Source organism: Acinetobacter sp. ACIN00229, from assembly GCF_016106645.1.
Lineage (GTDB): Bacteria > Pseudomonadota > Gammaproteobacteria > Pseudomonadales > Moraxellaceae > Acinetobacter > Acinetobacter oleivorans.
In genome coordinates, this window is record NZ_JADWOM010000007.1 from 122,676 (window position 1) to 145,641 (window position 22,966).

Below are 22,966 nucleotides of genomic sequence, written 5' to 3' on the forward strand. Positions count from 1 at the left end.
ATCTCAAGGTGAGCGAGTGCGGACCAATACTGTTACACTATCTCCATTAAGCTGTAATGATCTGTTTTTGGAGTAAACAATATGTCTTGGCTTTCTTCACTAAAGTCTGTTTTTTCACCCGCACAAGAAGTGAAAGAAGATGAAATCCAAACCGTACTCCAAAATTATTTACTACCCCATTCAAAAGATGCTTTAAAAGATCGCATTAGTCAGCTCCAAGTTCAGGGGCGTGTATTACAACTTACTATTAATACATTTCCTGATGAAAAAGAGCACTTGCAGCAAATTCATGATGATTTGGCTGGGGCTTTAGAAAAGTGTGGTATTGAAGAATTAAACCTGCATGTGGTTCAACAGAAGTGCCCTACACAAGAAAGTTCAAATTTACCTCCTGTGCTAGATGCTTCACCTAAATCAGAACCAGATCCGAATAATCCCCCTATTCAAAAAGCTGCTCCACAACAAAGAGATGTTCCACTTCATCCACGCATTAAGCATGTTATTTTAGTTTCATCTGGTAAGGGCGGTGTTGGTAAATCGACAACTACGGTCAATTTAGCACTTGCCTTGCAAAAAATGGGACTTAAGGTTGGGGTTTTGGATGCTGATATCTATGGCCCAAGTATTCCGACCATGCTAGGCAATGCAGGTAAAACTCCTCTTATTGAAAGTGAAAATTTCGTGCCTTTAGATGCCTATGGAATGGCCGTGTTATCGATTGGACATTTAACTGGCGATAACAACACACCTGTCGCGTGGCGTGGACCAAAGGCAACGGGTGCTTTAATGCAATTGTTTAATCAAACGCTTTGGCCTGATCTAGATGTGCTCATGATTGATATGCCGCCGGGTACTGGTGATATTCAACTCACGCTTGCACAGCGTATTCCAGTGACTGGTTCAATCATTGTGACTACACCACAAAATGTTGCCTTACTGGATGCTACAAAAGGTATTGAGTTGTTTAATAAGGTTGGCATTCCAGTATTAGGTGTCGTTGAGAACATGTCGACCCATATTTGCTCTAACTGTGGTCATGAAGAACAAATTTTTGGTATTGGTGGGGGGGATAAGCTCTCTGAGCAGTACCACATTCCATTATTAGGTCGTTTACCTTTAAACGCTCAGATCCGTGAGCATGCCGATCAGGGTAAACCAAGTGTTGTAGCAATGGATGATGCGGCTGATAGTTATATTGATATTGCTAAAGTTATGTGGGAACAAATTGAAAAAATTCCTCAACGTACACGTGATGACAAGCGGATTTTTTAACTTATTAAAGCCCGACTTTAAGTCGGGTTTTTTATTGTCTGGTTAAAATAAAAAATTAAATTACTGAATTTTAATAACAAAGCTAAACTTGAAATTGGCATGTAGATTGCTACTTTACACTTTTTAAAAACAAAGGGTAAAAAATGCAATTTAAATGTGCTTTTGGCGTAATCAGTTTATGTAGCGCTTTATTTTTAGTCGGATGCAATAATGACGACTCTTCTGTTTCACAAACACCAACAGTTCAGGACCAAAAACAGAAATTACAGCCGATTATTATTCAGGGTGCTTTGCCAGTAGAATCGGAAAAAATGGCTTCAAAATTAGAGAATAAGACTGTTGAAGAAATTGGTGGGTGGAAATTCTGGAAGGGTACCTATAACGGTTATCCAATGATTATTTCTAAAACCCGTATGGGTATGAGCAATTCTGCTGCAGCAACTGCTTTAGCTATTGAGCGTTATAAACCGATTGCGATCATTAATCAGGGAACAGCAGGTGGGCACGACCCAGATCTACACGTTTACGATATTGTCTTAGGAAAATATGCGACCAATATTGGTGCATTTAGAACTCCTAAACAGCCATTGGGTGCTGGGTCAAATTCACTCACTTGGGTTGAAGCTTTTGATGTTTTGCCAACAGATGAGTCTGATCCAGAACCGATTGCAATACGCAAATTTGAAGGTGATCAAGAGCTATTAATGGCGGCACATAAAGTCCGTTATGACAAAGGTGAGGTGGTTGAGGGAACGATTGGTTCAGCAGATGTTTGGAATAACGAACTTGATCGTATTCAATTTTTCCATCAGCGTTATGGCACTTCAGTTGAGGAAATGGAAGCAGCATCAGTTGCCCAAATCGCAAGTCAGTTGAATGTTCCGTTTTTAGGCATTCGAATCTTATCTAATAATATTACGAATAACGGAGCTTATGACCCTGGTACAGGAGAGGCTTGCCAAGAGTATGTACTCAATGTGGCTGAAGAATATATGAAATCAAAACTACCAAAATAATAATTTAAGACTTAGCAAGAAGCTTGGAGTTTTATAAAACTTCTTCTTCTTGCTTTTTATGACGATGTCTATTTTTCCAGTTCTTAATAACCATCCATCGCCAGAAAATTTCTGTAGATAGATATAAAATGACGGCAAATACGAAAGCTTCGACAACTAGACCCGTCATCAAAATTTTCGCGAGACTAAAATCAATGTGTCCATGCCCGAAATGAGTAATCCAGCGGGAAATTTGGTGCAATACACCTAGCAACATTTCTTTATTAATCATATGCACATGAAAAATATGTGCACCAAACCAAAAACCAATATACAGAATAGGAACTAAAGTAAGAGGATTACTTAACCAAGCCAGCATTAAGCTAATTGGTAAATTGACTTCGAATAGTAAGACCGCCATCACAATAAATACACTGTGAAAAGGAATAGGCAGTAAACCAAAAAAAGTTCCGACAAAAACAGCTCGGGTAATCGATTTCCGATTGACATACCAAAGCACAGGATTCAAGGTCTTTTTACCAAAAATCCTTAGAAATTTCATATTTGAAACTTTCTCGGGTGAGGGAAGCCAAGATTGAAAAAAGTGCTTTGCCATAATCATTAAGGTAGTAGAGCTCGGTGCTCTATATAAAAAAATCAGAAACAATATATGAATTGAAACTTATTAAAAGCTTAAAATTTAAACTTACCATCGCTATATATTTTTTATTATAAAGGCTTTTGATGGAAAAATAGACTTAAAATAAAAATACTTATGTTACTTAAGTACGAAATTATTTGAAAAGCATAACAACTGACCGTAAAGTTTTCTTTACTGCTTTCTCTAGTAATTTTTTAAGTAATTGTTTTTAATTTATTTATTTTAAATTAAAAAATGATTTGAAAAACTTTGTCTTACAATTACCTTTTGCCATGTGACAGGATATCTATTAATCTGAGGTGACTATATTGTGAGGTCATTCAATGATTTCATGGCTTTTTATTGGCTTAGTAGCCACAATTTTACTTACCCCTGGTCCAACTAACACTTTGCTTGCTTCTTCAGGCGTGCAAGTAGGACTACGGAAGTCAGTAAAACTTATTCCAGCAGAAGTTTTAGGTTACGTAATCTCTATTTCTGCATGGGGAATGCTAATTGGGAAAGTGTCTAACACATTGCCCTTGCTGCCGCCTATTCTTAAGCTGTTGAGTGCTTGCTATATTATTTTCTTAGCCATTAAGTTATGGCATACGGCAAATCAAGAAGTTGAATTAAATCAGCCTACAATTCGTGCTCGTGAATTATTTTGTGCAACTTTATTGAACCCAAAAGCCTTACTCTTTGCTTCAGCAATTTTTCCGGTAGCTGCATGGAGTGATTTTCATATTTATTTGGTTCATATGATGGCTTACTTAGCACTTATTACACCAATTGCATTGTTCTGGATTTTCTTAGGTTCAGTTTTAGCATCTAAGAAAGTGGGTTGGTTAAATCAAACTAATTTACAAAGAACGGCTTCACTTGTTTTAGTCAGCTTTTCAATTCCAATTAGTTATTCTGCTTTACTGAACCTTTAAATGTACAGCTGAGCTATTCTTATCGAGAAGAGTAGCTCAAGCGTTGTTTTCATAATTGCTTTTTTACGTTAAAGTACGTCGCAATCAATGAAATTACCTTTTGGATAGAAAATACATGGCTATTAAGTCTGATCGTTGGATTCGCGAGATGAGCGAAAAACACGGCATGATTGAACCTTATGCAGAGAATCAAGTCCGTTTTGATGAAAATGGTGAAAAGTTGATTTCCTACGGGGTCTCTAGCTATGGCTATGATGTACGCTGTGCCCGTGAATTTAAGGTTTTTACTAACGTACATTCTGCAATTGTCGACCCAAAGAATTTTGATGACAAAAGCTTTATCGATATTGAATCTGATGTTTGTATTATTCCGCCAAACTCATTTGCTTTAGCCCGTACAATCGAATATTTCCGTATTCCTCGTAATGTGTTGACAGTCTGCTTAGGTAAATCGACCTATGCTCGCTGCGGTATTATTGTGAATGTGACTCCATTAGAACCTGAATGGGAAGGTCACGTAACTTTAGAATTTTCAAATACCACTAATTTACCTGCCCGTATTTATGCAGGGGAAGGTGTAGCACAAATGCTATTTTTTGAAAGTGATGAAGTATGTGAAACATCTTATAAAGACCGTGGTGGTAAATACCAAGGCCAAACAGGTGTTACACTGCCTAAGACATAATTTTTCTTAGATAGAGAAGAATTTTAAAATAATGGGTCGCTTAGGTGGCCCAATTTTATGAATAAAATTTACAAGAGATGCGTTTATCGGAATAGTGATAAATGACAGTTTCCTTTTGTAAAAAATAATATAATATGATCAATAATTGATTTGTTTTTTTGTTCTGCATCACAGAATTTAAAAGCAAATGTATCGGTTGTCTTTTAGTAGTAATTGTTTAGATATCTACTAAATTTAGGTAAACCAAATAAAAAGAAATTAAACAGGATTATGCCCCCACGGATACGGAGGTCGGCCATGCGACAGTTTACGTCTCTTCGAGTAGCACTTTTGACACTCGGAAGCTTATGCTTTTCTTCAGCTTATGCTGCTTCTACATTAGTGCCTATGTCAGATTCGGAACTATCCGCAACTCGTGGTCAAGCTTTAATGAGTATGTCTTATATTGCGCCTACGGACTCGGCAAATTTAGAAAAACTACGTGATAATAATAGTAATGTAGGTTTTTATAAATTGGGCTTAGATGCTGATTTAGAGCTGAATGCGAATATTAAAAAACTACAGCTTGGGTGTGGTGGAGCGAATGGAGCAGGTGCATGTGATATTGATATCGATAACTTAAGTCTAAGTGGGCTTTCAGATACTAATGATGGTCGTGCTAGCTCTTCAGCAAAACTAACTAATCCGTTTATTGAGTTTGCGATTAAAAATCCTAACAGTGCATCGACTCGCGAAGTAGCTGGGGTGAGATTAAGTGCCGAATCTATTCAGGGTCTACTTACTTTTGGTTCAGAGAATACTGCTACAAAAAATGGTATTAACTCTTTTAGTGGTTATATGGTGACTCAAGCGACTGGAGGCAGTGTTAGCACAGCTGCCCGTCCAACAGGTTCAGGGTTAACGCAAGCCAATTTAGGTACACAAATTACTGGACGAGCAAAAGGAACATTGTTTGGTCTTGATGTTATCAATACAAATTTCCGTTCAACTAGTTATGATTTAGGGCTTAGTAGTGCTTCTGGTAGTTTATTTTTACCTTCTCAAGTCATCTCTGGCAAACGTATAACTACTGCCAATTTAACTGGTACTGCTAATGTGAGCGGTATTAATTTGTCAGGTACAATTGCAGCTGATACTGATTTAATTATCAAGATTGCAGGTAACTTAAGTGGAACAATTAATAACTTAGGAGTAAATGTTGCTGTCAATGAAGATTTAGGTTACTTCCATAAAGTTAATTTGAATGGCACAGCGGCTTCTCTTTCTTTACAAGGACAAAATTTGCAATGGACAGGCGCGAAGTCAGTTTCTCAGGCAGGTTGGTGGTTAGAACTGTCAAATCCGATTGATATTGGTGATGTAACACCACAATCACAAGTGGTAATTACTGATGATGTGGTGAAAGCAACATTAGGCAAAGTTAGCCAGTATTTGACAGCTAACCCAGTTAACTGTGGAACTTTAGCTTTCGATTGTTTACTAGGTAATATTGATGTAAGTACTGTCGATTTAACAGGTCAGTATGTTCCTATGAATTTAACGAATTTAGTTTTAAAAAATCAGAGTTTTGCTCCTAACTGTTATGGGAATTTAAAGTTCTGTTAATTTTAAAAGAATGTTATAGCTAATACTTTTCATTCATCGGAAAAGTAATTTTTTACATGCTTTTTTTTGCATTTGTGCAAATATTCCGCATAATAGAAATGTGGAAAGGTTGGCAATATCTTTTAGATTTGCCTCTTTGTCTAAGGTGAAAAGGATAGATTCACCTGGCATCAAGGATTGTTAAAGAAAAATAAATATGGTGCGCGGCATCGTATAAAACAGGAAGGTCAAGATGACTACACTTAATTATACGGTAAGGTTTCAAAAAACCGTTTTGGCAAGTTTAATCGGGCTTTGTGTAAGCCAAGCTAGTTTCGCACTCGAAGAACTTTCTGATGCGGGCTTAAGTGAAACTACAGGTGAAGGTATTGCTATCTTGCCACAGAATGCCTATATGGTATTTCGTGGTGCAGGCGCTAATGAAACCTCAAGTCAGATATTAACCGATCGTACTAAAGATACTGGTTATATCAATTATGTACCTGTCGGTCCTTTGAGTATGACAGCAGCCGATACTAATAAAAATGGCTCTGTCGATTCGGGCGATCGTGCAGTTGGTAAAGCAGATATTTTTCTTTATGGTTTAGCACTTTCTAAATCTGATAATGATACAAATACCCGCATTGCTTCTACTGATGCGGCCGCTGCAATTTCGAGTTGGGGTACTGCGGTTAACCCATGGATATTTAAAGTTGCGACTGAAAATTCAGTGCCGAATTTTAGTGCAAATAATTGTACAGGTGCGACTGATCCTACTTGTCAGGTAACTTACTTAGCTCTGGAAGCACCTTTATATGAAGTCGGAACGAAAGATACAGCAGGTATTGATGCATATAAGCTGAAATTAGGTTTGTGGACAGATATCTTTGTTCGAAACCCAAATAAAATAAATGGTGCAGCAGATCAATTTAATTATGGCGACTCAAATGGCTTAATTGGTACGAGTACGGATGCAAGCCGTGCAAACCGTCTTCGTTTACAAGGGGTTTGGAATAACTTTAGTTTAAATGGCAGTCGTTTACAGCTTTTCCAGACACTAGGTGGAGCGACATCTGCTGGAGGAATGAGTCCTTTTTATAACGATACTTTAGGTTTAGCAGGAGTTATTCGCTTAAACAGCGGTGATGCCTCTAATTTAAGAGCAACCATCACTTCAAATACCCCAACATCTACAGTTGGGCCATGGGTAAATCGTTATAGTACCCAATATACTGGCGCACCAAGTAATAGTTCACCTAGCTCGGATTGGTTATATCGGGTTCGTAGTCAAACTACGACGGTTACTTCAACTGGTTCATGGACTGCCCCAACAGACAGCGCTATGAATAATGTATTACGTTTGAGCACGCGTGAATCTGGAACTACTCAAGGTAATTTGGTAACACCTGCAATTAATGGTGGGCTTGCTCCAACTTTTGATGCAAATGAAGGTTTATATCTCTATAACCCAAATATTAACCTTGTTTTGGGCTCGTTATATCAACCCTTAGTTTTAAGCTCAGATGGTAAAAACTTTAGTTTAGAACTTGCTCGTATTCCAAATAAACCTGAAATTTATAAGAAAATTTATACAGACTATAGTGGTGCCGACACAAGTTACTTAGGCTCAACTTGTAATATTTACCAATGTGGTACTAGTGTCACGTTAGGTGGTAAAACTTATCAAGGTTCTAGTGCAACGCATAGTAGTATTTCAATTGGTTCAACAGTTTATAATGCAACGAATAATACTCTAGAAGCATTTAAAGGGAACAGTACACAAGATGCGGTCGGTATTTCATTTGGTAAATTACCTACAGGCACTGTAGCAGCTGTAACCCAGACTAAAAACTTCTATCAATTGCAAAATCAGGAACGTCGTGTAAATAGTTATACATGTAGTTTAATTTTTACTTGTTATGACTGGCAGTATCGTACAGCAACAGGCTGGACTGGCAATGCAGGCTCGGGTTTAAAATTTGATTCTCAAGGCGCGAACTGGGCTAATATTGATAGTACCTCTTATTATAACCCAACAGTAAATAATACAGGGTATACCTTAGCTGATGCAGGTAATGGCGCTCAGTTTGCTGTACCAGCTGGCACACCTTTACCAGATGCACTTTATAACAATGGACGTTGGTCTACTACCACGCCAAATGCAGATATAAATACCTATAAGTTATCTGGAGCACAAATTAGTTCTGCGATTACGAATAACATGGGTTCTGCTGTTATTGATGGTGTTTTAATCCAGCACTTGAAACTTACCACTAAGGGTCTATAAGAGGAGGAGATTGATATGAAAAAAATAAGCACTTTGATCCTCGCTCTTTGCACAACGGTTACGCATGCGGAGCTGCAAACTTTAGATAATGATGCTTTGCAGGCGATTAATGGTCAAGCTGGTGCTGATTTATCTTTAATGCTTAATTTAAACCAGACAGCTAACGGTGTCTTTGACAATGGTAGTGGTGGTGTCTGTGAGAACGTTGAGTTCTGTCATATAGGTTTAGCGATTAATAAACGTTTTGTACAAGCAGATGCAACTAAGCCAAGTGGTTGGGCTGAAAATAGCGATAGTGGTAATAAACTTTGGCTCGTGTTTAAAGGCGTACAAGGAACTTTAAATATTCAAAAAATGGGCTTGGATGGCGTTGATTTAAAGTATCTTGATAAAAGTAATACTGAAATTATTAAGCCTGCTATTCAGCTTAGTTTTAGCTCAGCTCAACCGATTTTATTCCGTAATTTTGGGTTCAATGCTTTATCAATTGAGCAAGATAACTTTACCAGCTCAACAACAACGCAAGGCTCGAGTGCAAATATGTATGATTATGCATATTTCAAAAAAACGACATATGCTGCGACTGCTAATAGTGCAGCACAGCAAGTTGCTACAGCGACTCCATCGGCCTATGACTATGGGCGTGAAACTGGTTTTATGGGTTTAATGATGAACGGAAACTTGGCTATCCAAGGAAAAGTCATGGTCTTTAGCTGTGATGGTAGCCATCCTCGTTGTTAAGGGTTAATGTAGATTTCAAAGGAACTGAAGTGATGAAAAAAAATAAAGAAAATCACAGCTCAAAGTTTATTTTAAATACATTAGCAACCAGCATGTTGTTAGTGAGTGGTCAAATTTATGCTTTAGAAGCTTTAACAGATGCTGATTTGAGTGCCGTCAATGGACAAGATGGGATCTCTATTCAAACTACGTTTAATGAAATTAATATTGATAATGCTTACTGGGATGACCATGCAGGCACACCAACAAGTGCTGATCAGGTATTAAGAGCTCAAGCAAGTGGTGTAAAAGTCCAAAAAAGTAATGCATCTAGCCAAACTTTAAGCACTAATTATCGTTTAGATGTAGGGAGTAACCCAACTACGGGTAAAACTGGACTCGACTTTTCTATGCAAAGTAGTCCATCACTTATTACCGTAAATAGCGTTAAAGTTTGTAATAGTTCAGCTACATGCTCGCCAACTTTAGGGCAGTTGGCTATTCAAACGACCTCTCCTTTAAATTTGGCACTTACAACCCAAGATGGGCTATTTAATGCAAATAGCCAGTCAAGCATGACACTTGGTATTAATAATGCCAATATTTATCTAGGGCAATTGGATGCTCGCAGCCAGTTAAATCAGTTAATTTTAAGAAATTTTAACTTTAATTTTGTTGGTAAAGGGGCCATGTTGATTGACCCAACTCGTGGCTTAGTTTTACAGACAAATACTGGAACTAATGTTGCTGGTGTAGGGCAAACTCCGAATACTACCTATGGATATGTTGATTTTAACCGTGTAGCAGATTCAGCTTCTGGTTTAACTGCGGGTACATATGTTGACAGTAGTGGTAAAGTAACCAATTCAGGCCTGAATATTGAGGTAATGCTCAGCTCGAATGTAGATAAAACTAACCCTTATGCTTTAGATGCAACTAATAGCCCACAAAATGCGAAAGGTTTGATTCGTTTAGGTGCTAGCGGACGTATGGTAAATAGTTATTTACAAGTCCGTGGTATGGATGGTACGTCAGATTCAACAATATTAGGTACGGCAAATACTGCTTCTGGTACCAGTTCAAGTAATAGCATTTTAGGTAATTCTGGCATTGCCTTTCGCATGAAAGGTGAGTTCACTAAAGATAATGACTCAATGCTAGGTGCAGATGGTAAAGCAACCACTTTAGAAATTGGTGGAGCAGGTCTAAATGCTTATGGTTTCGAGTTTGGTAATTTAACAGGCCTTAACTCAGCTACACGTGGTTATTTTGACAGTGGAAATATTTATTTAAATCTCGCTGATACAAAAACATTATTAATGCCAAATAACGCGACTTTAAATGCAATTCGTTTAGGATCGGGCACTTTAACGACAGCTGCTGATTATCAGCATAATATTCACCGTGATACGGTTACTAATCCATTCAGTTTAATTCTTGCAATGCGTGGAGCAGAGTTTCAAGCATTTTCAAGACGTGGTCGTTTTACGACAAGTGCGAATGTCGCTCCTGCAAATCAGTTTGCAGACAATGGTGCAAACAACCAATGGGGCTTAGCACTACCTTTTTATAACTTAAATGCTAATGCTGCTGTATATGGTTTAGACGCGCCAGCAAATAGCGCTTATTACTATACAAAAGATGCCAATGGTAAACCTGTTCAGAATGTTGTTGCGACATCTGGAACGACTTCACGTTTGGGTTTTGGTATTGCAGCTGGAACTACAGGACGTGATGCGACTGGAACCAAAACGACCTCAATTTTATTAATTGATGGTTCTCCAAATGCTAATAATGGCGGTAGTCCTACTGATTATTACATGGGGTTACGTAACATTGATATGTTCGTTAAAGGCAATGGAAGCATCGGTTTAGAAAATGGCAGTCTTAACATTAGTTTAAAAGAGATGCTACTTGCTTTATCAACCGAGATCGCAGCAGGTTATTTACCTGGAGCAAAATATAAAACTTGTCCAGCTACCGGTTCATGTACCTCACCAATTGATAACTTTGCCAGAAATAATGATGTCTTATTTGGTCTAAAACTGCGTTTAGGCGGAGATCTTAACTTATCGATCGTGCCAAACAGTTCAATTGCAGATGGTAGTGCTTTAACTGTACTGGGCGATTTCACCATGCCTGCCACAGCAACTGGAAATACGGTTCAAATTAGTGATCCGATCGATGGTTCTGCAATTGGTTTTGATAATATTACTGGAAAGCTTGCGTTTAATACTGCTTTAGTTGTTGGTAAAGATAGTGCAAGTGGTTTAGGTAAAGTTGGCGTAAATACGGCAGTTTATTTTAATCCCGATAAGAGTATTGATGGTGCATTACGTGTTAAAGATATTAACTTCTATCCTCCATCAACTGGTGCAGGTGCACGTTTAGGTGAGCTTGCGATTACTGGTGGACGTTTAAATAGTAGCTTTAGTATTGTGCCTAGAAATGGTGCTTTTAACTAATCAAAAAAGTGGCAGCCATTGCCACTTTTTATATGGTTTTTATTTTAATGTGATTAGATTTGCATTCGTCGGGTTATAGGGATAATTGCTTTGTACTTGAATATTATTCTGATAGTCTGAACAAATAATAAGCGTTTGTCTCTTAAGGATTAGAGCGACATGAAGAATAAAAATATAGGGTGCTGGTTGCTACTTGCCAGTAGTTCAAGTGTTTTTGCAATGCAGCCTTTAGATGATCAAAGTCTTGCGGCAGCAACGGGCCAAAATGGTTTAACTTTAGGTATTCAGGCTGATAAAGTTAAATTTAATCAAGTCGCTCTGATTGATACAAACGGTATTGCTTCAACTTCATATAACAGTAAGGCTGGCTTTGTCATTGCAGGAAATTCTACGAATCCAGTTCCTGGCATAGAGTTTATTAAAGCTGCGGTATCGAGTAATCCTTCTTTTAATATTGCAATGGATACAGATGCTGGTGGTGGAAATCCTTTTTTAAATTTAGCAGTATCGATGGGGAGTGATGTAAACGGTATTCGACTTTTACCTTTTTCAGTTTATTTAGCCCCAAGTGCGTCTTTATCTAGTCCATCCGATTATGCATTAACCAGTTATGCACCAAAATCAATTTTTAGTTCGGGAACGACAGTGAATACGGGTGTAAAAGAACTGATCCGTTCTACTGGTAATTTAGATATTAACTTTGTACAAACCAATAAACCTCGTTTAAATATTCAGCTTGGCCATGCTGCTCAATCAGTTATGGTTAAATTTGGAGGGGCAATTCAATCTATTTGTTCTGCTGCTGCGGGTTGTCCAATTACTTTAGTGTCCGATAATACGGGTGCTACATTCGGGTTTAAATTTGCTGGCACAAATACCTCAACAGGTTTTGTACTTGATGGTTTCTATGCAGGTGTTGATCCAACTGGATTAACTTTTGGAAATACAGGCGTATCAAGTAAATTTGATGCTTCACTTAATAATGTCACTTTAGGAAATATGGGTACTCAAAATACAACAACGTTTAATAATTTACCGAATGGCTCAATGGGGAGTTTTGGTGTCACTGGCGTTTCTGTAACTGACTTTAAAATGAAAGTAAGCGGTTTTTAAATAATTACTTAACCTGAAAAATGAAAGAGGGTGGTTGTAAAAACAATCACCCTCTTTTTTATGACTATATTGCGTTAAATGGTTTCTGATCTGGTGTGTTCTAACTGTTGAACAATTTCATCCAAAGCTTTAATACGTTTTACTTGGTCCCATAGGTCTTTTGCTTGTGGATAGGCTTTAGTCATCATGCCTAACCATTGCTTATAACGACCAACCATACCAATTTCTGTTTTTGCTTGACCGTTTAAAAAACGAATTTGTAAATCAACCAGTTGTTCCCAACTAAATAACGCTTCATCCATGTTTTGGCGAATGCATTGTGTTAAATCTGGAGTAGTTACAGCACCACGTCCAATCATTAAGTCTTCACAGCCAGACTGTTGCTGACAAGCTCTAGCATCAGCATTATTCCAGATTTCACCATTAGCAATGACATTAATTTTTAAAGCTTCTTTAATGGGCAGAATTTTTTCCCAATAGGCAGGAGGCGTGTAACCATCTGCTTTAGTACGTGCATGAACCGTTAACCAGTTTGCACCAGCATCTTCAACAGCATGGGCATTTTCCATGGTGTGATTTTCATCGAGATAACCTAAACGCATTTTTGCTGAAACAGGAATATGTGCAGGTACTGCATCTCTCACTGCTTTAATAAGCATATGTACAACATCAGGTTCATCAAGAAGAACAGAGCCGCCTCTGTGTCGGTTTACAGTTTTCGCAGGACAACCGAAATTAAGGTCGATTGCTGGTGCACCAAGCTCTACAACTTTTGCAGCATTTGCTGCCAGCATATCTGGGTTGTTACCTAAGAACTGGACATGGACAGGTGTACCCGCAGCTGTTTTACCGTCGTTCTTTAACTCAGGGCAAAAACTATAGTAAATATGGTCTGGCAAAATGCTGTCTGTAACACGAATAAACTCGGTCACACACCAGTCGAAATGACCAACAGATGTGAGTGTATCCCGCATGATCGGGTCAGTTAAACCTTCCATTGGAGCGAGTATGAGTTTCACAGTCTGTGTCACCTGAGCAAAAAGAAAACAGCGTTATACGGGATATGTATAACGCTGTCTAGTATCGAAGAAATTTTAATTTACTTAACGGCCCAAGATCATCTCAAGCACAAATTTACTGCCAATAAAACCAATCGCCAAAAGCACAAAACCGATTAACGTAAAACGAATCGCTTTTTGACCTCGCCAGCCAAGTTTGTAATGGCCAATCAAGAGTGAGCCATAAATAAACCAAGAAATAATACTAAATACGGTTTTATGAGCAAGATGCTGTGCAAAGAAGCTATCGATCGTCAAGAAACCAAAAGTGAGTGCAATTGTTAATAAAATAAAGCCAGTAATGATCAGATCAAATAACAAAGACTCCATCGCCTGAATTGGCGGGAGTAAATTGACCCAAAAGCGTTTTTTTTGTTTCTTTTTGAGTTCACGATTTTGGAACCATAGCAAAATAGCGTGAATGGTTGCCATCAATAAAACTGCATAGGCAGAAAGTGAAAGAATAATATGAGTATCTAAGCCTAACGAATGCTGCTCAATAAATTGATCTGGTCGACTGAATCCAAAACCTAAAATTAGACCAATAGCCGCTACAGGAATGCCTAATAAATTTAGCGGTACGATGGGACGAAAAATACTAAAAATTAAACTTAACAACAGCATAAGCCACGATGTAAAAGATACTAAATTAAAAACATCGTAGTTAATTCCGGCTGGTGTCAGCATGGCGTGACATAAAACTGTACCATGCAACAGGAGCGCCAAAGTCGCAACAAAAGCAAATAACCATGGGTTTGGTTCACGTTTTGACATTAAACGAATAAACAGATACCAGAAAGAAGTGGTATATGCGATGAGTGCCAAAATTGTGTAAACCAAGGGGAGGCTAATCATGTCAAACCTTTTTCAGGATTAATTCATCTATATAAGATATAAATTCGCTGCGAACTAAAGTATCCTATAGCATTCTATGCATAAATTTTCTATTTCGAGAAAGATTTTTTTGCAACTAGCCATTTTAAGCGGATTTTGCAATGTTTGATACCTTAACAGAACGACTCACACAGAGTTTAAGAAATGTTACTGGCTCAGGGCAGCTGACCGAAGACAATATTAAAGATACCTTACGTGAAGTACGTATGGCACTTCTTGAAGCCGATGTCGCGTTACCTGTAACTCGTGAATTTATCGCGAAAGTTAAGGAAGAGGCATTGGGCCAAGAAGTGATGACTCAGTTATCACCAGGCCAGGCATTTGTAAAAATTGTCTATGACGAACTCACCAAGATGATGGGTGAGGCGAATGAAACACTTGATTTAAGTGCTAAGCCTCCCGTTGTTGTATTACTTGCTGGTTTACAAGGTGCGGGTAAAACGACAACTGCCGCTAAGTTGGCACGTTTCTTAAAAGAACGTCAAAAGAAAAAAGTAATGACGGTTTCTGCTGACGTTTACCGTCCAGCAGCAATTAAACAGTTAGAAACTGTCTCTAACGAAGTTGGTGCTGGTTTTATTCCTTCAGATGCTTCTGAAAAGCCAATTGATATCGTTAATCGTGCAATTGAACAGGCAAAAATCCAGTTTGCTGATGTATTGATTGTCGATACCGCTGGTCGTTTACATGTCGATGCAGACATGATGGACGAAATTAAAGAATTACATGCTGCTGTTAAGCCAACTGAAACTTTGTTCGTGGTTGATGCCATGACAGGTCAGGATGCTGCAAATACAGCTAAAGCCTTTAATGATGCATTGGCACTTACGGGTGTGATTCTCACTAAGACTGATGGTGATGCACGTGGTGGTGCAGCGCTTTCTGTGCGTGCAATTACGGGTAAGCCAATCAAGTTCTTGGGTATGGGTGAGAAGCTTGATGCTTTAGAACCATTCCATCCAGATCGTGTTGCTCAACGTATTTTAGGCATGGGTGATGTACTTTCTTTAGTCGAGGAAGTTGAACGTAAAATCGACAAAGAAAAAGCCGAAAAAATGGCTAAAAAATTGCAAAAAGGAGGCAGCTTCAACTTTGAAGATATGCTGATGCAATTTGAGCAAATGAAAAGTATGGGCGGCATGATGGGCTTCTTAGATAAGTTGCCTGGCATGAGCGGTGCAGGAATTCAGCAAGCGATTGAGCAAGCAAATCCTGAAAAACAGGTCAAGAAAATGGAAGCTATTATCCAGTCAATGACCGTTAAAGAACGCCGTAATCCAGACCTGATGAACCCAAGTCGTAAAAAACGTATTGCAGCTGGTTGTGGTATGGATGTTGCTGAAGTAAATAAACTCATTAAGCAACAAGCACAAATGGCTAAAATGATGAAGAAGTTTGCGAATCCATCTGGTATGAGCAAAATGATGCGTTCATTAGGCAATATGCAAAAACAATTTGGCGGCGGCGGTGGTGGCGGAATGGGACCACTCTTTGGTAACAACGACCAAAAGAAATAAGTTCGTAAAATAAAAGGCGCATATAGCGCCTTTTATTTTGTTCTGTATTTTAGTCTTTAGGATAATGAGCAATATATTGTTGTAATCCTTTGAGCAAAAGATCAGTTTCTACGACTGGATCATATTTTTTCAAGAACTTGGCAAATAGTTGTGCATCTCCACCGGTAAGGAGCAGTTTTTTCGGAGATTGCTGCATAATGCTTTCAATTGTACTAATCAGGCCTAACAAAATACCGTGGTGTACTGCATCGACTGTGTTATTGCCTGGGTTTAAATTATCAAAAGCTGAGTCTGGAATTTTAATGCCTTTAGTATTTTGAATGAGTGCATCGCGCTGCAAATATAAATTAGGGAGGATGTAACCGCCTAAATGTTGTTTGCCTTGCGTTAAATCAATCGTTAAGGCTGTTCCACATCCAATAATGCAATAGTTTTCATCTGTTTGAGCTACAGCGAGTACTTGTAGCCAACGGTCAACCCCGAGCTGACTTGGAACTTCATAGCCGCACTTTAACTCAGCATATTCAGCATGTACTTTGGCAAAAACAACAGGTATTTCTAACCATTTTAAAATCTGCTGAATACGTTGGTTGTTCTCGGTATCGAGTACTGAGGAAATCCCAATGCGATGTAGACCCTGATGTTTAAAGTGTTGAATCAAACCCAGTAATAAATCGGCAGGGGATTGTAAATGTAGCTCAGCTGCATGTTCAATAATCTGCTGATTTTCAGTAATCCAATACTTTAAACGGGTGTTTCCGATATCAAGCCATAAACTTTTCATGGAAGAACACCTATTTATTGATTCACTTGTGGTCTTAAGCGACCTTGATAAAACTGCTGAGGTTCAGGAGTCTCAAGAATTACTGCACCTTCATTGGATATTCCAACAAAACGACCATGAACCAGTCCCTGACTATGTTCGAACTGCACCAACTGATTAAGCCATGCAGCGTGGTGATTAAAACGTCCAGCCAAGTTGTAGCAACCATGATCAAACCAGCGAGCTGCATTTTGAATCGCCACATAAAGCTCTGAAATGAGTTCAAGACGACTCATTTGTTCTAGGCCTAAATCCTCTAGAGAGGTAATCGGTTGATCACTATCAGTCACTGGTGGTGTTTTTAAATTAATACCTACGCCCACAATAGCTTGATGCTGGGAAAGCGGTTCGACCAAAATTCCACCCCATTTTCCATGCGTACTATACAAATCATTTGGCCATTTCACTTGCAAATTCAGCGCTTGTAACTGCGGGATTTGCAAAATATTCAGAGCAACTTCAAGTGCTAAGCGACCATCTAAGGGTGTTCGAGTTTGCACCAATGTGCTTAAATAAATGTTTCCTTCAGGTGAAATCCATTGCCGTTGATGTTGACCTCGCCCTTGAGTTTGTTGAGCACTGCAAACCAAGCCCGTTGTAATGCCTTTTTGGGCAATTTCACGAATATCATCATTGGTCGAAGTTGTGGTTGCTTTTAATAAAACCACTTCTGGAAGCTGGTTTTTTGCGCTTAAAAGTTGTTGTAGTTGGCGAGTCTCTAAATCCATGTTGAATATGAGCAGAGTGGTAAAACATTTATGGAGTTAATCATATATTTACTCATTGGCGCAATTGCTGGTTTTACTGCCGGATTGTTTGGAGTTGGTGGTGGACTAATTATTGTACCAATCCTCTATGTCGTTTTTACCCAGTTGCACTATGACCCAGCGGTAATCATGCATATTGCAGTTGGAACATCGCTTGCAACGATTATTGTGACGTCTTTTAGTTCAGTTTCGGCCCACCATAAAAAGGGTGCAGTTCTTTGGCCTGTTTTTCGTAATTTAGCACCTGGACTGGTGATTGGTTCATTTTTAGGAGCGGGTATTGCCGATTTGATGTCTGGTCAGCATTTACAGCTACTTATTGGTGTTTTTGCAGTTGTGATGGCTTATCGTATGTTTAAAGGGGCAAATGTGGTTGTTGACCCAACACGTCAGCTTCCTTCAACACCTATGCAATTTATGGCGGGTGGTGGCATTGGTATTGCCTCTGCAATTTTTGGTATTGGAGGCGGTAGCTTAACTGTTCCGTATTTAAACCGTCATGGCGTCGTCATGCAAAAAGCAGTCGCGACTTCTGCCGCTTGTGGTTTACCTATTGCTATTGCCGGTGCAATTGGTTTTATGTGGTTTGGTGCCAAAGAACACATCTCTGTACCTAACACGATTGGTTATGTGCACATCTATGCGTTTATTGGTATTAGTGTCATGAGTTTTGTTACAGCCAAGTTTGGCGCTAAAGTTGCTCATGCATTGTCACCACAAATGTTGAAAAAATGCTTTGCCTGTTTGTTAGTGGTGGTAGGTAGTTACTTTATTTATAAAGGGATTATGCACTAGAGAGTAAAATATTAATCTCACTAGAACTACGATTTAAGAGCTTGAGTTTTTAGAAATTCGAGCTTTTTTTATTCAGTAAAATAAGAACATTCGAGGCTTTTATTCATCCGATTTTGGTGTTGTTTTTAAATGGGTTGGCTTAAAATGCAATAAAATTGTCAGACAATGACATAGTTTTTAATCGGTACGATCAGTTAAAAACAAGGATGCGAAAGAAAAGCATGGATTAATGCATATAAAAAGTAGCGGGTGATTTATGAATCTCGAAGAGACAGAAAGTCTTTCTGAGCAAATTGTCAAATATATTAGCGAACAGATCATTAGTGGTGAGCTGGTTGAAGGCGAGCGTATTCAAGAATTACGTATTGCCAAAGAGCTTGATGTAAGCCGAGGGTCAGTTCGTGAAGCATTGTTATTATTAGAGCGTACTCATTTAATTGAGATATTTCCACGCCGCGGGGCAATTGTTTCAGAAATGTCTGCACAGCAGGTTAAAGCACTGTTTGACACAAACGTGATGTTATTAGGGCATATTGTTCAACGTATCAGTGAAACATGGCGCGCACATGAAGCCGATCAATTGCAGCTATTGTTGGAACAACTACTTGAGCATGTAAAAGCAGGTGATATCGAAAAATTTTATGATGGTGTTTTTCAATATCTCGCTGAACAGCAAGATATGGTGGGCAATCCCTACCTAATGAAGTTCTATAAAGAGTTACTACCTTCACTACGTCGCAGTTATTTTTTGACCTTAAATACCTCTAAGCGGGAACTACAAGAAGCATTTGCATTATTTAAACTCGTGACTGATGCAATTTTGATCCGAAAATCACAACAAGCCGCTTTATTTATGGAAGATTTTTGTCGACACTTACGTAACCTTGTGTTGGAATCGCTGACACGAATGAAACAGATTGAATTGGCCTGGGCAAGACGCTCACGCCGCTAGTTAGGGCATTATGCGTTTAAGCAGTTTAAAACTTTCAGGCTTTAAATCTTTTGCAGATAGTACAACTTTAAATTTTAAGGCGAACCGCACAGCAGTGGTTGGTCCAAATGGTTGTGGCAAATCAAATGTAATTGATGCCATTCGTTGGGTGATGGGTGAATCAAATGCTCGTCAGCTACGTGGTGGTAGCATGCAAGATGTTATTTTTACAGGAACCTCCAAGCGTAAGCCAGTGGGTGTAGCGAGTGTTGAGCTACGTTTTGACAATACCTATGGCAAACTGGGCGGATCTTATAATGCCTATAATGAGCTAGCGGTTCGTCGTCAGGTCACCCGTGAAGGTAAGTCCGAATATTTCTTAAATGGCACACGTTGCCGCCGTCGTGATATCACCGATATTTTCTTAGGAACAGGGTTAGGGCCACGTTCTTATGCAGTGATTGAACAAGGCATGATTAACCGTCTGGTTGATGCTAAACCTGAAGAAATGCGCATCTTTATTGAAGAGGCGGCAGGTGTTTCACGCTATCAAGCTCGTCGACGCGAGACTTTGCAACACCTTGAACATACTGAGCAAAACCTTTCACGTTTAGAAGATATTGCCCTCGAATTAAAATCACAGCTGAAGACGCTTAAACGTCAATCCGAAGCAGCGGTTCAATATAAGACTCTGGAAAGCCAGATTCGTACCCTGAAAATTGAAATTCTATCTTTTCAGGCAGATAAAAGCGTACGCTTACAAGAAGAATATACAGTTCAAATGAATGAACTGGGTGAAACTTTTAAATTGGTTCGCTCAGAGTTAAGTACGATTGAACATGATTTAGAAGCAACCAGTGCTTTATTTCAGCGCCTCATTCAGCAATCTTCACCACTACAACAAGAGTGGCAACAAGCTGAAAAAAAATTATCTGAACTGAAAATGACTCTGGAACAAAAACAGAGTTTATACCAGCAAAATAGTATGACTCTCGTTCAGTTAGAACAGCAAAAATTCCAAACTAAAGAACGTTTACAACTTTCTGAATTGCAACTTGAAACACTCAATAATCAGTTAGATGAACAAACTGAATCATTAACTGGAATTGAGCATACTGCAACGGAAGCTGAACAAAACTTTGCTGATTTACAATCTCAGCAAAAACAAGCACAGCAACAATTTGAACAAGTAAAAGCTCAGGTTGAAAAACAACAGCAGCAAAAAATGCAGATGTCTGCCCAAATTGAGCAGTTAGGCAAAAATGTTCAACGCATTGAACAGCAAAAAGAAACGTTGCAGCACCAAGCAAGTCAGATTCAATCGCAGGTTCATGAAGATGAGCAGGGCGAATTTGAGCAACTACAGCAGCAATTACGTCGTGAAATCTCGACGTTAGAGACTGAAATTGAGCAGTATGTGCAACAGATTGAACAGTCTCAACAAGCGCATCAGACAACCAAAAATCAGCAACAAACGCTAAAAACAGAAATACAGGTTTTATTATCTGAGCAGAAAAACTTAAGCCAGCTTGTTGCTAAACAAAGTCCAAAGCAACATCAAGATGCACTACGTTTAATGCAGGCTCTACAGTTAACGGAGCAAGGCAAACCGCATGCGCAGATTGTTGAAAAGTTTTTAGCAAAATGGTTACAAGCTCATATTCTTGAGACTGAACAAACTTTTCAAGAAGGGGTTGCTCGCCAGTTAAAACCGTCAGAGCAAACAAGCAAATTTAAAGGGAATTTGGCCTGTTTAAATGACTGGATTGAGTCTCCACAACTATCAATCTTTTCGAATGTAGCGATTGCACAAGATTTGACGGTCGCTTTAAATGAGCAAAAGCAACTACAACATGGTCAGTCTATTTTGACCTTAGATGGTTATCATGTCGGGCAGGATTGGGTGATTGCCCTTATGTATGATGACGAGAGTCAAAGTGCACAAGGTATGCTGAGCCATCGTATTCGTCTAGATGAAATTGAACAAGCCCTTGAAAAGCAGCAACCTGAATTACAAGTATTAGATCAAATTTTAGTTCAGCAAAAAGATGAGCTAGGGCAGTTACAGTCTGACTTGCAGCAGAAACAGCAAGTTGTTAAACAAAAACAAAAAGACTTACAACAGCTTGATGTGCAAATTGCTAAACAGCAAACCGCAGCTCAAGCATTTTTACTGCAAAAACAACAATTGAAAGATCAGTTAGCTCAGTTAGACATGCAGCTTGAAGAAGATGCAATGCAGAAAGACGATCTGGAAATTGATTTACATGCTCTAGCAATCAAACTTGAAACCATTTTACCTGATTATAAAACTATGCAATTTCGGGTAGAAGAGTTAACAGAGCAGTTAGAAGAACAGCAACAAGCTCTACAACATCAGCAACAAGAACGCGAGATTTTACGTCGTAGTAGTACGCAAACCACTCAACAAATCGAGTTGCTTGAAAAAGATATCTCGTTCTTGCAGAGTCAATATCAGCAGATTAATGCTCAAATGGAGCAGGCGAAAAAATTTGTTGACCCTATTCAGTTAGAGTTACCAAATCTTGAGTCAGAATTTCAGCAACAATTTGCTCAAACTGAAAAGTTGCAAAAGAACTGGAATGAATGGCAGCTTGAACTCAATAGTGTGCAGGAAAAACAACAAACCCTGACAGATCAGCGTCATCAATATCAACAAAAAGATGAACAACTCAGAGAGCAACTTGAAGAAAAGCGTTTGGCATGGCAAGCGGCTAAGTCAGATCGTGAACATTACCAAGAGCAACTCAAAGAGTTAAATGCTGAGATCCAAAAGGGCTTACAAATCGATTTAACTGAGCACCAGCAAAAACTGGAAAAAGTACAGAAACAGTTTGAAAAAATCGGTGCGGTAAACCTTGCAGCTTCACAAGAATTTGAAGAGGTTTCTCAGCGTTTTGATGAGTTGAGTCACCAGATTCAAGATTTGGAAAATACGGTAACTCAACTAAAAGATGCGATGAAAAGCATTGATCAGGAAACCCGTAAGTTGTTTATGACAACGTTTGATCAGATTAATCAAGAGTTGCAAAATCTGTTTCCAAAGGTCTTTAATGGTGGCGAAGCGAGTTTAAGCCTTGAAGATGACTGGCAATCTGGTGTTAAACTGATGGCAAGACCACCTGGTAAAAAAAATAGTTCTCTAGCATTACTTTCCGGTGGAGAAAAGGCTTTAACAGCGTTAGCATTAGTATTTGCGATTTTTAGATTAAATCCGGCACCGTTCTGTGTGTTAGATGAAGTGGACGCACCACTTGATGATGCGAATGTTCAGAGATATTGTAATTTGGTAAAAGAGCTTTCTGAACATGTACAATTCATTTACATTACACATAATAAGCTGGCGATGACCATGGCAACTGATTTGTTGGGTGTGACCATGCCTGAACCGGGTACATCAAAATTAGTCACTGTCGATTTAGAACAGGCAAAAGAATACGGGTTAGTTTCGGAGTCATAGA

At 38.8% G+C, this 22,966-nt stretch carries 18 protein-coding genes; 13 read left to right on the plus strand and 5 right to left on the minus strand.

Features of this window, described 5'->3' with window-relative positions; all coding sequences use genetic code 11:
* Positions 1–81: 81 nt before the first annotated feature.
* Together apbC and I7H67_RS08420 are read left to right on the plus strand one after the other, a co-directional pair.
* Positions 82–1,272, plus strand: coding sequence for an iron-sulfur cluster carrier protein ApbC (apbC, locus tag I7H67_RS08415; RefSeq protein ID WP_198307572.1), 1,191 nt, complete (start codon positions 82–84; stop codon positions 1,270–1,272).
* 143 nt (positions 1,273–1,415) lie between these two features.
* The gene (locus I7H67_RS08420) at positions 1,416–2,288 is read left to right on the plus strand and encodes a 5'-methylthioadenosine/S-adenosylhomocysteine nucleosidase (protein ID WP_107881867.1); all 873 of its coding nucleotides are present in this window, start codon (positions 1,416–1,418) and stop codon (positions 2,286–2,288) included.
* A gap of 31 nt (positions 2,289–2,319) precedes the next feature.
* On the opposite strand, the gene I7H67_RS08425 is transcribed toward I7H67_RS08420, so the two are convergent.
* Positions 2,320–2,889 carry a DUF2062 domain-containing protein gene (locus I7H67_RS08425; protein ID WP_092709306.1) on the minus strand — a complete coding sequence of 190 codons (570 nt, stop codon included), beginning with the start codon at positions 2,887–2,889 and terminating at the stop codon, positions 2,320–2,322.
* Between the two features lie 362 nt (positions 2,890–3,251).
* Here I7H67_RS08425 and I7H67_RS08430 point away from each other — a divergent pair, with 362 nt between their 5' ends.
* From I7H67_RS08430 to I7H67_RS08460, 7 genes are all read left to right on the plus strand, one after another.
* On the plus strand, positions 3,252–3,845 hold the full coding sequence (locus I7H67_RS08430; protein ID WP_049838184.1) for a LysE family translocator: 594 nt from the start codon (positions 3,252–3,254) through the stop codon (positions 3,843–3,845).
* 115 nt (positions 3,846–3,960) lie between these two features.
* A complete protein-coding gene (gene dcd, locus I7H67_RS08435; RefSeq protein ID WP_003653416.1) occupies positions 3,961–4,530 on the plus strand; it encodes a dCTP deaminase in 570 nt (189 codons plus the stop codon).
* Between the two features lie 297 nt (positions 4,531–4,827).
* Positions 4,828–6,135 (plus strand): hypothetical protein, encoded by a 1,308-nt coding sequence (locus tag I7H67_RS08440; RefSeq protein ID WP_198307573.1) that lies wholly within the window; start codon positions 4,828–4,830, stop codon positions 6,133–6,135.
* Positions 6,136–6,367: 232 nt separating this feature from the next.
* Positions 6,368–8,401 carry a hypothetical protein gene (locus I7H67_RS08445; RefSeq protein WP_198307574.1) on the plus strand — a complete coding sequence of 678 codons (2,034 nt, stop codon included), beginning with the start codon at positions 6,368–6,370 and terminating at the stop codon, positions 8,399–8,401.
* Positions 8,402–8,416: 15 nt separating this feature from the next.
* Positions 8,417–9,142, plus strand: a complete 726-nt coding sequence (locus I7H67_RS08450; RefSeq protein WP_198307575.1) for a DUF6160 family protein — start codon at positions 8,417–8,419, stop codon at positions 9,140–9,142.
* A 32-nt stretch (positions 9,143–9,174) separates the two neighbouring features.
* Positions 9,175–11,586, plus strand: a complete 2,412-nt coding sequence (locus I7H67_RS08455) for a DUF6160 family protein (RefSeq protein WP_198307576.1) — start codon at positions 9,175–9,177, stop codon at positions 11,584–11,586.
* 159 nt (positions 11,587–11,745) lie between these two features.
* A complete protein-coding gene (locus tag I7H67_RS08460; protein WP_198307577.1) occupies positions 11,746–12,699 on the plus strand; it encodes a DUF6160 family protein in 954 nt (317 codons plus the stop codon).
* Positions 12,700–12,773: 74 nt separating this feature from the next.
* On the opposite strand, the gene I7H67_RS08465 is transcribed toward I7H67_RS08460, so the two are convergent.
* Together I7H67_RS08465 and I7H67_RS08470 are read right to left on the minus strand one after the other, a co-directional pair.
* Positions 12,774–13,718 carry a tRNA dihydrouridine synthase gene (locus I7H67_RS08465; protein WP_198307578.1) on the minus strand — a complete coding sequence of 315 codons (945 nt, stop codon included), beginning with the start codon at positions 13,716–13,718 and terminating at the stop codon, positions 12,774–12,776.
* Between the two features lie 84 nt (positions 13,719–13,802).
* Complete coding sequence (locus I7H67_RS08470) at positions 13,803–14,612, minus strand: inner membrane protein YpjD (RefSeq protein WP_013198819.1); 810 nt, start codon at positions 14,610–14,612, stop codon at positions 13,803–13,805.
* 140 nt (positions 14,613–14,752) lie between these two features.
* Here I7H67_RS08470 and ffh point away from each other — a divergent pair, with 140 nt between their 5' ends.
* A complete protein-coding gene (gene ffh / locus I7H67_RS08475; RefSeq protein ID WP_017392298.1) occupies positions 14,753–16,168 on the plus strand; it encodes a signal recognition particle protein in 1,416 nt (471 codons plus the stop codon).
* Between the two features lie 49 nt (positions 16,169–16,217).
* On the opposite strand, the gene I7H67_RS08480 is transcribed toward ffh, so the two are convergent.
* Together I7H67_RS08480 and I7H67_RS08485 are read right to left on the minus strand one after the other, a co-directional pair.
* On the minus strand, positions 16,218–16,952 hold the full coding sequence (locus tag I7H67_RS08480) for a pantothenate kinase (RefSeq protein ID WP_198307579.1): 735 nt from the start codon (positions 16,950–16,952) through the stop codon (positions 16,218–16,220).
* Between the two features lie 14 nt (positions 16,953–16,966).
* On the minus strand, positions 16,967–17,719 hold the full coding sequence (locus tag I7H67_RS08485) for a biotin--[acetyl-CoA-carboxylase] ligase (RefSeq protein ID WP_009393886.1): 753 nt from the start codon (positions 17,717–17,719) through the stop codon (positions 16,967–16,969).
* A gap of 30 nt (positions 17,720–17,749) precedes the next feature.
* Between I7H67_RS08485 and I7H67_RS08490 the strand changes: the two genes are divergently transcribed.
* From I7H67_RS08490 to smc, 3 genes are all read left to right on the plus strand, one after another.
* A complete protein-coding gene (locus I7H67_RS08490) occupies positions 17,750–18,553 on the plus strand; it encodes a sulfite exporter TauE/SafE family protein (protein ID WP_004794252.1) in 804 nt (267 codons plus the stop codon).
* A gap of 256 nt (positions 18,554–18,809) precedes the next feature.
* A complete protein-coding gene (locus I7H67_RS08495) occupies positions 18,810–19,505 on the plus strand; it encodes a GntR family transcriptional regulator (RefSeq protein ID WP_004794249.1) in 696 nt (231 codons plus the stop codon).
* A gap of 10 nt (positions 19,506–19,515) precedes the next feature.
* The gene (gene smc, locus I7H67_RS08500) at positions 19,516–22,965 is read left to right on the plus strand and encodes a chromosome segregation protein SMC (RefSeq protein ID WP_198307580.1); all 3,450 of its coding nucleotides are present in this window, start codon (positions 19,516–19,518) and stop codon (positions 22,963–22,965) included.
* Position 22,966: the final 1 nt, after the last annotated feature.